This is a genomic window from Streptomyces microflavus (genome assembly GCF_014650075.1).
Lineage (GTDB): Bacteria > Actinomycetota > Actinomycetes > Streptomycetales > Streptomycetaceae > Streptomyces > Streptomyces microflavus.
In genome coordinates, this window is the sequence record NZ_BMUG01000005.1 from 548872 (window position 1) to 563973 (window position 15102).

Below are 15102 nucleotides of genomic sequence, written 5' to 3' on the forward strand. Positions count from 1 at the left end.
TCGGCCGCCCAGTGGCTGCCGGGCGGACACATACGCGGACCACGCTCACCCAGGACCTGCCAGCCGCTCGAAGAGGAGACTTGCGTGACTCGCTCCACCATCGTCCGGGCGCTTGCGCTGACCGTGACGTCGGCCCTCGCGACTGCGACTCTGGCAGCGCCTGCCCATGCCCATGCCCACGCCGATGCCAACGCCAATGCCCATGGTCGTGCCGTCAGCGATCTTCCGGCCGTCACGCCTCGCGCGGAGACGCAGGTGCTGCACGACGACGAAGCGGGCGGCAACGCCGACGCGGACGACCCCGCCATCTGGCGGAACACCGCCGCACCCGGTCGCAGCCTCGTCATCGCGACCGCCAAGGAGGGCGGTCTGCGCGTCTACGACCTGAAGGCCCGGACACTCCAGTCCCTGTCCGCGCCGCCGGCCGCCGGACCCGACGATGCCCCTGGCCGCTTCAACAATGTGGACCTCGTACACGGCCTGAGGCTCGCCTCGGTCCGGGCCGACCTGGCCGTCGTCAGCGACCGGGGCCACGACCGGCTGCGCTTCTACCGCATCGACCGTGACCGCGTCGGCGGCCCGCTGACCGATGTGACCGATCCCGCCGCGCCGCCCGTGTTCTCGAAGAACCAGGCCGAGATCAACGACCAGCGGACCGCATACGGTCTCGCGACCTGGACGGATCCCACGTCCGGCAAGTCCTTCGCCCTGGTCAGCCGTCGCGAGCGAACCAGCATCACGCTGCTGGAACTGCGGCCGACGAGGGCCGGAAAGGTCACCTACCGCACGGTGCGGACCCTGAACCTTCCCTCCACGTTCCGGCTGCCCAACGGCACCTCGTGGTCTCCCTGCGGCGAGCCCGGCGAACTCCCGCAGGTCGAAGGCATGGTCGTCGACCCCGTCAACGGCACCCTCTACGCCGGTCAGGAGAACGTCGGGATCTGGCGCCTGCGCGCCGACCTGACCGGCGGCCGGCCGAAACTGATCGACAAGGTACGTGAGTACGGTGTCCCGGGGGTCTACGACGAGGAGACCGAGGAGTGCACGCCGGGAGACGACCCCGGCTACGGCGGGTCCAAGCTCTCAGCGGACGTCGAGGGCCTGACGCTGGTCACCGAGTCCGACGGCGGCGGTTACCTGCTCGCCTCCAGCCAGGGCGACAACACCTTCGCCGCGTACGACCGGCAGGTGAAGGACGACAACGCGTACGAGGGCGGGTTCCGTGTCGCGCCCGCGAACAGCAGGCTCGACGGCTCCGAGGAGTGCGACGGCGCCGCCGCGCTCAACGCCCCCCTCGGTTCGCAGTATCCGAACGGTCTGCTCGTCGTGCAGGACGGCCACGACGCACCGGGCGAGGGCGACCGCCCCGCGACCAACTTCAAGTTCGTCGACCTCGGCACGGTCATGGACGCACTGAACGACTGACGGTGCCGGAATCCGGGCTCCCCCGGCAGCCATCAACACGCTCACCTCCTCACCCGGCAGGCCGTCGGGCTTGGCCGTGTGCCCCTGTTACGGCGGCCAGGGCCGCGATCTGCGCCAGGACTCCGGCGGGGGGTTCGCCGAGGTTCAGGGCGTGGGCGGTGATCGTGACGGGGGAGCGGAGGATCACGTGGTCGGTCGAGGACGTGCCCGGGGCGGTGGCCGCGTAGACGAGGTGACCGTGGGAGAGGCCCAGTGCGGTGCAGTAGGCGAGGAGCTGGTGGAGGTGGTCCGCGGGAGGGGCCGTGGCCCTGAGGAACACGTACTTCGTGTCGATCACCGAGACCGGGCGGCCCTCGCGGTACAGGACCAGGTCCGGGCGCAAGGGGGACCGGCCGGCCTCGTCCAGGCGGTGGACGTCCTGCTGAGCGCAGCGGATGCCGTGGCGGGCCAGGGCCTCTCCCAGCGTCACTGCCACGAAGCGTTCGAAGACCCGCGGCAGATCCAGCAGGAACCCGTCCGCCGGGACCGGCGCGCCCCCCTCCGGCTGTATCGAGCGGCCGGACAGCAGCAGCTCGGCCAGCCGGACGGCCGGGGCGTAACGGGCGTTGAGGCGTGTCGGGGTCCAGGGAGGGAGCGGCAGGCCGGGGTGGGGGCGCTGAACGCCATGGAGGCGGTCGGCGAGGTGACGGAGGGTGAGGCGGGTCGGGTGGGGGACGCCCGGCAGGTGGGCGGCCAGGTGCAGGGCGGCCAGCAGGATGCGGTTCTCGGGGATGTCGGGGGTGTGGTCGTCGTACCGGACCGCTATCGGCAGCGGCAGGCCGGTACGGCGGAGCTGGGCCGTCGTGCGTATACGGCCCCTGATCAGGGGGAGTTCCTCCTCCACCTCGCGGTAGCCGTGCAGGACGCCTGCCTCCAGGGTGCGGCGGGCGGTGCGGGCCAGCAGGTCGGCGAGGGCGGGGAGGAGGTCGTCGGCCGTGGCCGCGGTGACCGGTTCCGGGTGCCAGGGATCGGTGGGGGAGTAGGAGAGGAGGAAGAGGAGGTCCCTGATGCCGAGCTTCGGACGCAGCCGGAGGTGGATCGCCCCGCCGGACCGCGTACGCAGATGGACCAGGCCGGCCTTCTGGTTGCCGCGCACACTCCAGCGCCCTCCCGGCGCCGGAGTCAGCCGCACCAGGTCGGGCACGGCGACCAGGGCCGCCACCTGGTCCCCGGTCAGGTCGTACGGGGTGCCCGGGCCGGTCTCCTGGACGGTGAGGGTGAGGTCGGGGGTCACGGTTGGACGGCCGGCGGCGGGGAGCCGGCTGCCGGGTCCGACGGCCCGAGGGCTGCGCGCAGGGAGTCCAGGCCGTACTCCACCTCGACGTCGATGCCCGTGCCATGGAGCTGGTCCTCCAGGAGCGGCAGGATCTGGGTGCGCCAGATGAGGTCCAGGCCCTCGGGGCGGGCAGCGCCGGGTTTCATCAGGTACGACGGGCCGATGGCACGGTCGGGTTCGCCGAGGCGGGAGTTGAGCTCGTCCAGCAGCCGAGCGGCGGTGTCCGGGAGGCCGCGGGCATGGAGCCAGCGGGTCAGCAGACCGCGCACCGGCGGCCTCTCGGGGGAGAGCCGGCGGAAGGCGAAGCGGCGGCGCATCGCCGCGTCGACCAGGGCGATGGCGCGGTCGGCGGTGTTCATCGTGCCGATGAGGAAGAGATTGCCGGGCAGGTGGAACGGATCGTGCGGGCTGTACTGGACGGTGATGGGCTCTTCGCGGTACTCGAGCAGGAAGTACAGCTCGCCGAATACCTTCGCCAGATTGGCCCGGTTGATCTCGTCGATGATCAGGACGTACGGGTTCGCCGGATCGTTCCGCGCCCGCTCGGCCAGCAGTTTGAACGGGCCGGGCACCACGTCGAACACGACCGAGCCGCCGTCGCCGCGCACGGGACGGAAGCCCTCGAAGAAGTCCTCGTAGGTGTAGGAGGGGTGGAACTGGATCAGCTCCACCCGGTCAGGGCCCGCCAGATGTCTGGCGAGCGCACGGGCGAGGTGGGTCTTCCCCGTGCCGGGCGGTCCGTGCAGCACCAGCTGCCGCTGGTCCTGGAGCTGCTCGGCGGTTTCCCGCAGCCATTCCAGCGGCATGAGCAGTCCGTCCGCCAGCTCCTGGGTGACCGGCGGGAATTCGAGGGGCTTTGTGACATCGACGTCCGCGAGTTCCTCGGCGACCACGGACTCCAGGCCCGCCCGTTCGGCCAGCTCGGCGGCCACGCTGCTGATGTCGTACACCGCCGGCGGCAGTGGCAGCCGCGCCTGGACCTTCTCGGGGAGATCGGCCCGGACGAGGGGGCGTTCTGCGGTGGCCCAGCGCACCGGGCGGCGGCGGGCGGTGTCGACCCCGTCGGAGGGGTCGTACGTCGGTGGGCCCTGGACGGTGCCGACGTGCACCTCGTCCGGGGTGACGGTGACGACCAGGTCGCCCGGTTGCATTTCGGTCAGGAAGACATGGAGCTGGTAGGCGGCCGCGCCGCGCAGCTGGGCGGTGGCCTCGGGCATGGCCTCGGCGACCGCCTGCCGGATCTGCTGCTTGGTGGCGCCGCCGGGGATCTCCGGCACCTCCCGCCACGAGAGCGAGCAGTAACCCCGGCCGAGCCAGTCCGGGATGACGTCGTGCCCGCCCACATTGTGCCCGCGGACCAGCCAGCCGCGCTGCTCGTGCTGGACCGCGCCCTCACGCCAGCGGCCGACCCAGGGCTCGTCGTAGAAGTCGACGGGCCGCCCGATCTGGACCTCCAGCGTTCTGCTGAGCTCCAGGAGGTCCTTGTCGTCGTTGCCGGAGGGGTCGGGGAGCTCCTCCGCGAACGCCTTGAGGATCTCGTGTTTGTGGTGAGCACTCGCGATCGGCTGGAAGGTGTCCGGGAAGAGGGCGAAGAGCAGGACATGGATCTGGGCCCGGCCCTTCTTGTGGCCGACCGAGTCCTGGATGGCGAAGCAGAGGTCCCGGAAGCGCCAGGGGTCCTCGAGAAGCGCCTTCCGCTCCGGTTGCCGCGTCCCGGCCAGCCGCTCCACCAGGAGCACCAGGATCTGGAACTGCGCCCAGCGGTAGTTGAGGAACCCCTGCCCACCGTGGAGGAAGCCCTTGAGGGCGGGTTCCAGGCCCGGGGGCACATCAAGGGGACGGCCGCCGGCCCAGGACAGCACTTCGCGGAGGATCTCCAGCTTCTTCGGAAGGCCGATCTGCTCGGGTACCAGCGGGGCCATGTTCACGAAGAGCAGTTCGGCGGCGAGGACGATCGTCTCGTCCGGGGCGTCGGCGAGCTGCCGGCGGAGCTTGACGAGAAAGGTGTCCGTCGATGTGTCGGGCCGGTCGACGAAGCGGGCGCGCAGATCGGACGCGGTCGCGTCGGTCCAGGCGGCCACTTCCGGCTGGAACGCGGACTTCCCGCCGAGCAGACCGTCGCGGAAGACACGTTGCACCACCGCCGCGACCTCGGCACCGTCAGGCCGTCTCGCCACAGCTCCCCCTCTGTTCCGAAGCGCCCACCCTAGTAAGGGGGCAGGCCCTGCGTCACCACGGTGCACGCGGCGGCACTGTACGAAGCACTGCCTCCCAGCGCCCGTACGGTGATTCAGACGGCTCGCAGCCGGCCCGGGGCCCGGTCGCCGAGCCGGTCGACAGCCCGGGCCGTTTCCCTGTCCGCGGGGAGGAGAACGACCAGTTGCTGCGCGTCCGAGGGCAGTTCGAGGGTCTCGCGGTCCAGCAGCAGTTCGCACCCCGACGGATGACGCAGGCGCAGAGGCCCCCGCCGCGGCACCACATGCCGGTTCAGGCGGTGCGTGAAGTCGGGCCCCGCGACAGGGGCCAGTTCCGAGGCGAACCACTCGAAGCTCGCCGCCGAAGGGCCCCGCCACAGCTCGAAGACCTGCTCGTCCGCGACCTCGCCCCAGTCCGCGAAGAACGTCCGGGCCCGGGGATCGGTGAAAACGTACCGGGTGAGATTCGGCGCGGGGGCGTCGAGCAGTCCGGTCCCCCTCGTCACCGACTCGAAGCCCCGGGTCCGGGCGAGGACGTCGCCCAGCCGGTTCGTCACCATCGCGATACCCGGCTCAAGGAGGCCCAGGGTCCGCAGGACGGACGGGCGGACATCACGCTCCGGCCCGGCGGCCCGGGTCTGCGCGACACACTCGCCGCCGGTGATCTTCGTCAGATAGCGCAGGTGATCGCGTTCCGGCGGGCTCAGGCCGAGCGCATCGGCGATGGCGTTCACCACGGCCACCGAGGGGTTGCGGTCACGGCCCTGCTCCAGGCGGGTCAGATACTCGACGCTGACGCCCGCCAGCGCGGCGAGATCGGAGCGCCGCAGCCCCGGTGCCCTGCGGCGTCCCCGGACCGGCAGCCCCAGCGACTCCGGCTGGACGCTGTCACGCCTGCCCCGGATGAAATCCCCCAACGGCGAACCCATGCACCGAGAGTACGACGCCACCCTCCGTCGCGGGACCGCGCTGAGTAGCCCTGCGGGGGCCAGCCTGAGCACGGTCTGGCGGGAGCCGCGCCGCCGCCGGATCGTGGTGGCCATGGACAACAAGCCCAAGCTGGTCATCATCGTCGGAAGCGTCCGAGAGGGGCGGTTCGGCCCGACCGTGGCCTCGTGGGTCGCCGAACAGGCGCTCACGCACGGTGCCTTCGACGTGGCCGTCGTCGATCTGGCCGACATCGACGTCCCGTCGGTGCTGCCCGCCGCGTCACCGAAGCACGCCGGTGACAACTACCCCCGCCCCGCCGGAATGGCGCCACTCACGGCACACCTGGACGACGCCGACGCATTCATCATCGTTACGCCGGAGTACAACCACAGTTACCCCGCCTCGCTCAAAGCGGCCATCGACTGGCACTTCACCCAGTGGGCGGCCAAGGCCGTCGCCTTCGTCAGCTACGGCGGCGCGGCGGGCGGAAGGCACGCGGTCCTGCACCTGGAGAACGTCCTGACCGAGTTGCACGCGGTGACCATCCGGGACGGCCTCGCCTTCCCGGACTACTTCACCACCTGGCAGGACGGCCGCCCTCTCGCACCCGATTCCTCCGACTACGCCGGGACACTTCTCGACCTGCTGGCCTGGTGGGCGACCGCACTCCGTTCGGCACGTCACGCGGCCCCCTTCCCGGCCTGAACGCGTCGCCACGGGCCGGCCCCGGCACCATGTCCCGTACGAGGCGGAGCGCGAGGAAGGCCATGGGCCGGAAGCCGATTACCCGCTGGAGGAGACAACCGCCCCACCTGACCCATCCGACGCCGGGCCCCCGGCCACTGCCGCCACCGGTCGGTGCCCCGTCGGCACGTTGTCCGCGGCGATCGGGGGGTAGCGTCCTCGGCATGGACTCTCGTAACACCGTTGAGCGCGCTCAACGCCTCAAGCAGCTGCACGCCGACTTCAAGCCGCTCGTGCTTCCGACCGTCTGGGACGTCTGGTCCGCGCGGACGGCAGCCGGCGCGGGCTTCCCCGCGCTGACCATCGGCAGTCATCCCCTCGCCGACTCCCGTGGGGCCGAGGACCAGGAGGGGCAGACCTTCGAAGAGGTACTCGCCGCCGTCAGGCCGATCATCGCGGCGGTCGACGTCCCCGTGTCCGTGGACCTGGAGGCCGGGTACGGACAGAAGCCCGCGGATCTCATCGCCGGACTCACCGAGGTCGGCGGCGTCGGTCTCAACATCGAGGACACCGTCCACTCGGAAGGCGGACGCGTGCGCACCACGCAGGAGCACGCGAGCTACATCGCCGGCCTGCGCGCGGCGGCCGACGACGCGGGGATCCCGGTCTGGATCAACGGGCGCACCGACCTCTTCCTCCACGCGGAAAATGCCTCCGACGTCCTCGACGAGGCGATCGAGCGGCTGCGGGCCATGGAGGAGGCAGGCGCCGACAGCGTCTACCCGGTGCGTATCCAGGACAACGATGAGCTGCTCACGGCGGTGACCGGCGCGGTCGGCGTTCCCGTGAACTCCACTGCCCATCCCGTCAAGCACGATCTTGAGCGCTTCCGCCGCCTCGGCGTCGGCCGGATCACCTACGGCCCGCTCCTGCAACTCGCGCTGACGGATGCGATGAAGGACATGCTCCGGCCCTGGGCCCCCTAGGGCCTCTCGCATCACCGGGCGGCCATGCCCCGCCACTGCTTGAGGCGGTTCCGCCGCCGACGGCCCTCACCTCGACGAACGTCGGCGCGCTGACGGGAGCGGACAGGGACTGCCTGCGTGAGCGGAGGCAGTCCCTGGTCCGCAGGGATCAGCGACGACGCCGAGGGGGCCCGGACGCGTTGTCAGTGGGGCCGCCTAGAGTCTCTCCCAATCGTCACGGTGCGTTGCCGTCGACGGGTTTCATCAGCGTGCCGCCGGTTCGGCGGCCGTCCGGAACGACGGGGAGAACAGCGCATGGGGTGGGTTCCGGCGGGCGACTACGAAGTCGCCCTGGAAGCGGGCAAGGTGGTCTGCCGCAACGGCACGGGACGGCGGCTGAAAACCGTACCGGCCAAGTTGAAGGACGATCCGGCGGTCGTCGGGCTCCGGCAGCTGACCGAGTGGCTGGAGCGGCACGAGCGCCAGTGCCTGACCGACGTCGAACAGTGGATGGTGCGTTCGCTGCCGGTCCCCACCGCTGTGCTCGCCAGGGTCTGGCCCGACCCGGCGTGGCAGGCGGCCCTGCGTGACGTGGTGGTCACCGGCGTGGACGGTGGCGTGGCCGGGTTCCTGCGCGATGTCGACTCCGAACGCGGTCTCGGCCTCGTCGACCTGGACGGCGACACGGTCCGCATCACCCCGGACGTCGTCAGCGTGCCCCACCCCGTCCTCCTCGACGACCTCGACGAGCTGCGGGAGTTCGCGGTCGAACTGGGGGTGCGCCAGAACGTGGAGCAGCTGTTCCGCGAGGTGTGGCGCCGCCCGGCCGGCCTCGCCCCGGACGCCACGTCCGTCGACACCTATGCCGGCGGTGTGTTCAAGGAACTGCGCTTCCTGCACGGTCGCGTCACCCAGCTCGGGTACCGGTCGCGCGGCGGCTACGCGGTCTGCCCGGTCGTCGAGGACGGGGTCACGGCCGAGGCGCGGATCTGGATCGGCGAGCACGACGGTTACGACGAGTACGGCACCGAGACGGGCCCCCTGGGCTGGACCGACCCTTCGGGGCGCGCGCTGACGGCCGCCGAGGTCGGCCCCGTCGCGTGGTCCGAGGGCATGCGCATGGCGGCGGCGCTCTACGCCGGCCGGGACGTGGCGGACGAGGAGCAGGCGGCATGAGCACCACGACGACGAACACCAGGACCAGCACGACGGCAGCGGATGCGGCGGCCCTGCCCGCCCAGGCCCGGGGCGGTAACACCTCCACCCCCGCCGCCGAGGCCCGCGCGGCGGGACTGCTGGAGTCGGGCGCGATTCTCCCGGCCGGCACCACCGAGCGGGAGGACGCCGACGCGCTGACCGCCCGCACCTACACGCACACCGCCCTCGGCGACCGCCCCGTGGTCCGGCTCGTGACCGGCACTCTCGGCGAAGCCGAGGACCTGGCCCTGGAGTTCCTCGGGCTGTCCCGCACCGCCGAGGCCCCCGTCGTGGGCCAGGTGCGCCGCGAGACGCTGGGCTTCCCGGCCTGGGCGCTGGTCAACGACCCGGCCAACGGGCACCACGCCCTGGCCCTGGTCAAGGACATCGAGCGGCTGGGCCGCCAGGCCAAGACCCGTGCCGGAGCTGCCAAGGAGGGGTTCGACGCACTCGGCACCCGGCTGGGCCGTGCCGTGCCGCACTTCCTCCCCACCTACTACGAGCAGGTGGCACGCCTTTTCCTCCAGGCCGAGAACACCGTCTACGCGGCCTCCTTCTTCGGCAAGGCCCGCGAGGCCGAGCGGGTGCACGGGCTGGTCGTGGACGAGGACCGGCAGCGGGCCGTCTTCCTGGAGTTCGCCTTCGCCGGCGCACTGACCGTGAAGGCGCTGCGGCAGTACGTACGGGACTTGGTGGCCCGGCTCGCACCGGCGGACGCCTGGGCGCAGTTCCGCCGTCTGCTGGTCGAGCGCTGCGCGGCCGGCATGCCGCCGTACGCGGCGCTGCCGCAGGACGTGCGCGCCCTGGTCAAGGCCGCCGGACTGGACCGCGAGACCGCCGAACGTGACCTGGTGGCCGATCTGATCGGCTCCCCGGGAGTCGTCCGGGCCCCCGCCTCGTTCTGGGCGGCCTATCACTCCTCGCTCATCGCCCTCGCCCGCCGGGACGCGGCCGTGCGGGCCCGGCTCCTCGGCTTCTTCCCGGAGACCTTCAGCGAGAGCGGCCGGGACGTGGACGGCGAATCCGGCTGGCTCGCGCTGCTGGCCGAGTCCGGTGCCGAGGACCTGTTGACCGCCCTCCCGGACACCTCCGGCAACGCCGCCTCCGGCTCCACGGCCCCCTCCGATCCGTACGTCTCCCCGGCGGACTGGCTCGCCCGCTGGGAGGCACACCGCCGGCGCAACCGGGCCACTTCGGGCCGCAGCCCGCAGACCCTCGACCTGGCCGCCCGGATGGCGGACCGGCTGCGCGCCGACGACCGCCCCGTCGAACTGTTCCAGGGCCGCTGGCAGCGCACCGCCGATCTGGACCTCCTCGACCTCTGTCTGGCTTCCGGCGTCCGCGTCGCCGAGCCGGACGACCAGGACAAGGGCACCGCACACTCCTCCGGTGTCCCGTTGGTCCCGTGGCTCTCCGACACCGCGCCCGGCGCCCGGGATCTCACCGCCGTCGCCGAACAGCCGGTCTTCCGCGCACTGCTGAGCCGGAGCGTCGGCGGTATCGGCGACGCACGCGGTCAGCGGCTGGGCGACTCCGGCCTGGCGAGGCTGGCAGCGCACCCGGTGCTCTCCGTCATCCTGCGCGAGTGGCTGACCGCCCGCGCCGAGGAGTACATGGCCGCGCGAGGGCTCCCCGGGCTGCGAACCGCTCTCAACAGGCTCTTGGCGTTCCGCACCGTGGTCGCGGACGTGGCCCCGGAAGCCGTGCGGCTCCTCGAGAGCCATGACATCGTGCCGTTGCTCGCCTCCACCCTGCGTACCGGCGTCCTCGACGAACTGGGCTGGCCCGCCCTCGACGAGACCTACGCCGAACTGGCCGCCGAGGCCGCCACGCGTCAGCAGGGTCACCGGTCGGAGGGCGTCGGCGTCACCGGCGCCTGGCCCGCCCTGGTTCTCAACACGCTCGAACGGGCCGTCGTCATCGGCCCGGAGGGCGTTCTGCTGCGGCACACCCTGCGGCTCCCCGCCTCCGTCGACCGCTGGCGGACGCCCGCCTTCCGTTACGTCGACGGTGAGTTGCTGGTCATCTGGTGGGAGGACGGCAAGCAGCTCGGCTACTGGTCGCACCGCCCCGCCGAGGTGTTCACCGTCGGCGGCGAGCAGACACCCCGCTGGGGCGGCTCCGGCCCCTCGGACGAGGTCTGTCTGCCGCTGCCCGACGGCGGCCGCGCCACCGGCGGCAAGGCCCTGCACGCGGGCGACACCTCCCTCCCGCCCCAGCGCGCCGTCATCTCCGACGGCACAGGTCACTGGCGGGAAGGCCACCAGGGCACGCAGCGGGTGTGGCTGGAGTACGACCCCGTCGGCGGTACGCACGGCCGCGCATCCCTCCCCGCCTTCCTCCGCTCCGGGGTGCAGGACGGCACCCGGCTGCTCACCGAGCACTGCCAGGTGCTGCCGCTCCAGCCCGGTCTGGAGACCACCCCGTTCGGCACGGACGGCACGGTCCTCGGCCGCTGGGTACGCCGCACGGCCACCGAGCCCGGCACGGCCGCCCCCGCCGACGGGCACCGGACCGTCGCCGGCACCCCCGACGGCCACACGGTCACCCTGCCCCACCCGCTGCCCGACGGCAGCCCCGTGGTGCCGCTCGGCGCCCTCACCCTGCCCGGCGGGTCACGGCCCGTCGTGGTCCTGCGCCACCGCTCCGTCGAAGCGCACCCTGCGGACACCGACGGCACCGGCGGCGGCCTGTGGTCCGTCGGCACCGGCACCTCCGGCGGGAACGACGCGGCAGGCACCCCCTACGTCCCTCCCGTCGCCTACTGGCACGCCCTGCGCCCGAGGGACGAGCAGGGCTCCACCGCCCTGCGGAACCTGACGGACGACCGGGCGGAGGAGCTGATCAAGGAGGTCGCCGTCGTCGTCGCCCGGCACCTGGAGGCGTTCCGCGCCGTCGAGGAGTACACCGGGCCCTCGGCGCAGGAGCTGAGCCAGGAGGTCGTCGCCCGGGTGCTGCCCGAGGTGTCCGACGTACGGCTCCTCGCCGGTGTCACCGCGCTCGTCCGGAGCGCGGTGGACCGGGCTGTCGCGGCCGTCCAGTACCTGGAACCGCCCAAGCCCGCGCAGCCGGCCACTCCCCGGAACACCGCACGCACCCAGGGCATGTTCTTCGACCAGGAGCCAGAGCACGGCGACGACACGACCCTGCGGAACGCCTCCGCCTGGGGCTCCGAGCGGATGCACGGCAGCTGGTGGGGGAGCGGAACCCGGTGGACCGTGATCCGGCAGATCCTCGCCGTCAACCATGTCCTCGGCGGCGAGCCGGCCTTCGGCCCGCCCACGCCGTCGAAGGTCCCCTTCACCCCCGTGGACGGCTGGCAGCGGGACGAGTTCACCGTGCCCGGTGAATCCCTCACCTGGGCCTCCCTCCTCGACAAGCTGCCCGAGCTGGCCTACCGGGCCGCATCGGCGACCACCTCCCCCGAGCACCGCACCGGTCTCCTCGTACTGCTGGAAACCCTCGCCGCAGGCCCGCTGGCCGACCCGGCGGGCACCGTCCGGCAGGTGGAGCTCGTCGAGCCGCTGGGCGCGGGAGGGACCCGGTCGGGCCGCCCCGAGGCCGTACACCGCCTCGGCCAGGTGCTGCGCAAGGGAGCCCGCACCGTCGTGGTCGTCGCCAACCGCGGCCGGAACTCCCGGGACGACGCGGCACGCTGGCTCGCCCTGGACCACGACCCGACCGGAGCCTTCGGCCCCGTCCCCGGCTTCACCCTGGACCGCGAGCACGTCCACCGGCAGGGCATCGCCCGCGACCGGCTCACCCGGCTCACCGCCCTGGTACGGGAGAAGGGCCCGGCACCCTGGCGTCCGGAGGCCGCCGAGGCCTTCCACACGGCCACCGGAATCGGCCCCCTCCAGTCGACCGCCCTGCTGTCGGCAGCGGTCGAGGAGCCCGGCGCCGAGGCGCTCGCGCTGCTCGGGACGAAGACACGCGCCTTCGAGACGGCCCAAGCCAGGCTGGACACCCTGCCCCACGACGACCGGCACGCCCTGCTCCGGGCACTGCTGCCCCAGGACCCGGCCGAGCTGTGGTCCACGGGACCCGACGTCCGGGCCGCCGCCGAGGTCTGGCACGAGCGCCTGGCCTCCCTCGTCCGCGTCCCCGAGGAACTGGACCTCGACCTCTCGGGCACCACGGCGGGCGCGGTCGACCTGATCCTCAACGCGGGCTCCCGGACCTGGCTCACCCACGGCACCGATGTCCAGGACGGCACCGGCCGCCCGGGCCTGCGCCGAGTGGGCGCACGCGGCGCGGTCTCCGGGGCCCTGACCGCCCTGCGCACCCTCGCCTACACCCTGCCGCACGGGCACCCCCTGCGGGCGCACCTGCCCGTCGGGCTCGCGGCCCTGCGCAGCCGCCTCGCCGACCCGCACCTGGTGCTGGACCTCGGTATGGACTGGAGCGAGTCGGGGGGCTGGATCGCCCCGGTGATCCGCGCCGCCCATGGGCTCCCCGAGTCCGGCGGCGCCGACGCCGACGGTCTGGTCCGGGCCGGCACGGCGCTGCTCCTCGCCCCCGGCCACGGCAACAACGAGAAGCTGCTGATCCGCCCGGCCGGCCTGGCCGGCCCCGACGACCCGGCGTTCGGCCTTGTCGAGGGCACCGCCGGCCGTCACGGCACCGGCGACCTGCTCGCCCTGCGCGCACTGCTGAGCGAGGAGACCGACGAGTTGGTCTCGGCAGGCGCCCCCGACGGGTCCCCGCACCACCCGGCCCAGGACCCGACGCGTGCGGTGCCGGACCTGGTCGCCGAGGCGGCCGACGCCCTCGGCCTGAGCACGGACACTGCCGCCCTCTACCTGATGCTGCTCGCCCTGCCCGACCCGACGGACCGCAACTGCGTCCGCTGGACCGAGTGGAAGCCGGCCCGGGTCAAGAAGGCGCGGGCGGAACTCGCCGCCACCGGCCTCGTCGTGGAGGCGAAGCGCGCCCGCGCCGGCCGCGCTCTGTTCCTCCCCTGCGGCTGGCTCGAACGCGGCGCCCCCGGGCTGCCGCTGGAGACCTGGAAGGAAGGCCTGTACCCCGTGGCAGGTTCCGCCCGGACCCTGCCCCACCTCCCCGTGCCCGCGCTGTTCGCAGCCGCCTGGGCACGGGTCCGCGGCGGCGACGCCCCCGCCTTCGAAGAACTCGACACCCGCGCCACCCGGAAGGGCCGCCGCCGATGACCGACGACACCACGACCACCATGGACAGCACCACCACGGACGGCATCCCCGGCCAGGCGACGGCGCCCGGCCGGGAGCACCGCCAGGTCACGCCGCCCGAGGACCGGTACGCCACCGAGCTGGCCTTCCTCGCCGCCCACGACCCCGGGCCCCGCCCACCCGGCTGGCTGCTCACCCCGCGCGCCGTCGTCACCTTCGTGATGGGCAGCGCGGGCGAGGCACTGAGCCTGCCGAAGGGCGCCCGGCCCGGAGCCGGGGTGCCGCTCCGCCTGGTGATCGAGCAGAAGTTCGTCGGCGAGCGCGCCCTCGTCGAACGGTGCGTGGTCACCCTCGCCGGAGAGCGCGGACTCCTCCTCGTGGGCGAACCCGGAACCGCCAAGTCCATGCTCTCCGAGCTGCTGTCGGCGGCCGTCTGCGGGACCAGCGCGCTCACCGTGCAGGGCACCGCGGGCACCACCGAGGACCAGCTCAAGTACGGCTGGAACTACGCGCTGCTGCTCGCCCAGGGCCCCACCGAGCAGGCCCTGGTGCCCTCCCCGGTGTTCGCCGCCATGACCAGGGGTGCCGTCGCCCGTGTCGAGGAGGTCACCCGCTGCCTGCCGGAGGTCCAGGACGCTCTGGTGTCCCTGCTCTCCGAGCGGCGGATCGCGATCCCCGAACTCGCGGGCGGCGAGAGCGCCCAGATGCACGCGGCTCCCGGATTCACCCTCATCGCCACCGCCAACCTGCGGGACAAGGGCGTCTCGGAGATGTCCGCCGCGCTGAAGCGGCGCTTCAACTTCGAGACCGTCGGCCCCATCGGGGACGTGGACGCCGAGACCGCGCTCGTCCGACGCCAGTCGCGGGCAGCCGTCGAACGCGTGGGCGCCGCCTACCAGGTGGACGACGCGGTCCTCGAAGCCCTCGTCACCGCCTTCCGGGACCTGCGCGAGGGCCGCTCCGTCGAGGGCTGGGAGGTCGAGCGCCCCTCCACCGTGATGAGCACCGCGGAGGCCGTCTCCGTCGCGGGCTCCCTGGCCCTGACCGCCGCCTACTTCCCCGGCGACCGGGACGTGCTCTCCCTCCTCCCCGGCCATCTCCTCGGCGTCGTCCGAAAGGACGACCCCGCCGACGCGGCACGGCTGCTGGGGTACTGGGACGGGCCGGTGCGCAGGCGCGCCGAGCAGGGGTCGGCCACCTGGCGTGCCCTGTGGGACCTGCGCGCGGTGCTGGAGAACTGACGG

Annotated in this window: 9 protein-coding genes; 6 read left to right on the forward strand and 3 right to left on the reverse strand. The window is 72.9% G+C overall.

What is annotated here, in order from left to right:
* The first annotated feature begins 84 nt into the window (after window positions 1-84).
* Window positions 85-1425: a phytase gene (locus IE264_RS17835; protein WP_032754783.1), complete on the forward strand. Its 1341-nt coding sequence runs from the start codon at window positions 85-87 to the stop codon at window positions 1423-1425.
* 49 nt (window positions 1426-1474) lie between these two features.
* Here IE264_RS17835 and IE264_RS17840 read toward each other — a convergent pair whose 3' ends face one another.
* The 3 genes from IE264_RS17840 to IE264_RS17850 form a co-directional block, all read right to left on the reverse strand.
* Window positions 1475-2698 carry an McrC family protein gene (locus IE264_RS17840; RefSeq protein WP_032754785.1) on the reverse strand — a complete coding sequence of 408 codons (1224 nt, stop codon included), beginning with the start codon at window positions 2696-2698 and terminating at the stop codon, window positions 1475-1477.
* On the reverse strand, window positions 2695-4917 hold the full coding sequence (locus tag IE264_RS17845; RefSeq protein WP_032754787.1) for an AAA family ATPase: 2223 nt from the start codon (window positions 4915-4917) through the stop codon (window positions 2695-2697). The genes IE264_RS17840 and IE264_RS17845 overlap by 4 nt, the downstream gene beginning before the upstream one ends.
* Window positions 4918-5030: 113 nt before the next feature.
* On the reverse strand, window positions 5031-5864 hold the full coding sequence (locus IE264_RS17850) for a helix-turn-helix domain-containing protein (RefSeq protein WP_032754789.1): 834 nt from the start codon (window positions 5862-5864) through the stop codon (window positions 5031-5033).
* 112 nt (window positions 5865-5976) lie between these two features.
* Here IE264_RS17850 and IE264_RS17855 point away from each other — a divergent pair, with 112 nt between their 5' ends.
* From IE264_RS17855 to IE264_RS17875, 5 genes are all read left to right on the forward strand, one after another.
* Entirely contained in the window at window positions 5977-6570 is a 594-nt protein-coding gene (locus IE264_RS17855) for an NADPH-dependent FMN reductase (protein ID WP_032754790.1), read from the forward strand.
* A 203-nt stretch (window positions 6571-6773) separates the two neighbouring features.
* The gene (locus IE264_RS17860) at window positions 6774-7535 is read left to right on the forward strand and encodes an isocitrate lyase/PEP mutase family protein (RefSeq protein ID WP_015606584.1); all 762 of its coding nucleotides are present in this window, start codon (window positions 6774-6776) and stop codon (window positions 7533-7535) included.
* A gap of 294 nt (window positions 7536-7829) precedes the next feature.
* Window positions 7830-8690, forward strand: a complete 861-nt coding sequence (locus tag IE264_RS17865) for a DUF4132 domain-containing protein (RefSeq protein WP_015606583.1) — start codon at window positions 7830-7832, stop codon at window positions 8688-8690.
* Window positions 8687-13879: a hypothetical protein gene (locus tag IE264_RS17870; RefSeq protein WP_032754792.1), complete on the forward strand. Its 5193-nt coding sequence runs from the start codon at window positions 8687-8689 to the stop codon at window positions 13877-13879. The genes IE264_RS17865 and IE264_RS17870 overlap by 4 nt, the downstream gene beginning before the upstream one ends.
* Window positions 13876-15099, forward strand: a complete 1224-nt coding sequence (locus IE264_RS17875; protein WP_032754793.1) for an ATP-binding protein — start codon at window positions 13876-13878, stop codon at window positions 15097-15099. The genes IE264_RS17870 and IE264_RS17875 overlap by 4 nt, the downstream gene beginning before the upstream one ends.
* Window positions 15100-15102: the final 3 nt, after the last annotated feature.

Excerpts from the sequence above, each read along its gene's own strand:
- IE264_RS17875 (WP_032754793.1), top strand. The coding sequence starts at position 13,876 with ATGACCGACGACACCACGACCACCATGGACAGCACCACCACGGACGGC.
- IE264_RS17865 (WP_015606583.1), top strand. The coding sequence starts at position 7,830 with ATGGGGTGGGTTCCGGCGGGCGACTACGAAGTCGCCCTGGAAGCGGGC.
- IE264_RS17855 (WP_032754790.1), top strand. The coding sequence starts at position 5,977 with ATGGACAACAAGCCCAAGCTGGTCATCATCGTCGGAAGCGTCCGAGAG.
- IE264_RS17850 (WP_032754789.1), bottom strand. The coding sequence starts at position 5,864 with ATGGGTTCGCCGTTGGGGGATTTCATCCGGGGCAGGCGTGACAGCGTC.
- IE264_RS17870 (WP_032754792.1), top strand. The coding sequence starts at position 8,687 with ATGAGCACCACGACGACGAACACCAGGACCAGCACGACGGCAGCGGAT.
- IE264_RS17860 (WP_015606584.1), top strand. The coding sequence starts at position 6,774 with ATGGACTCTCGTAACACCGTTGAGCGCGCTCAACGCCTCAAGCAGCTG.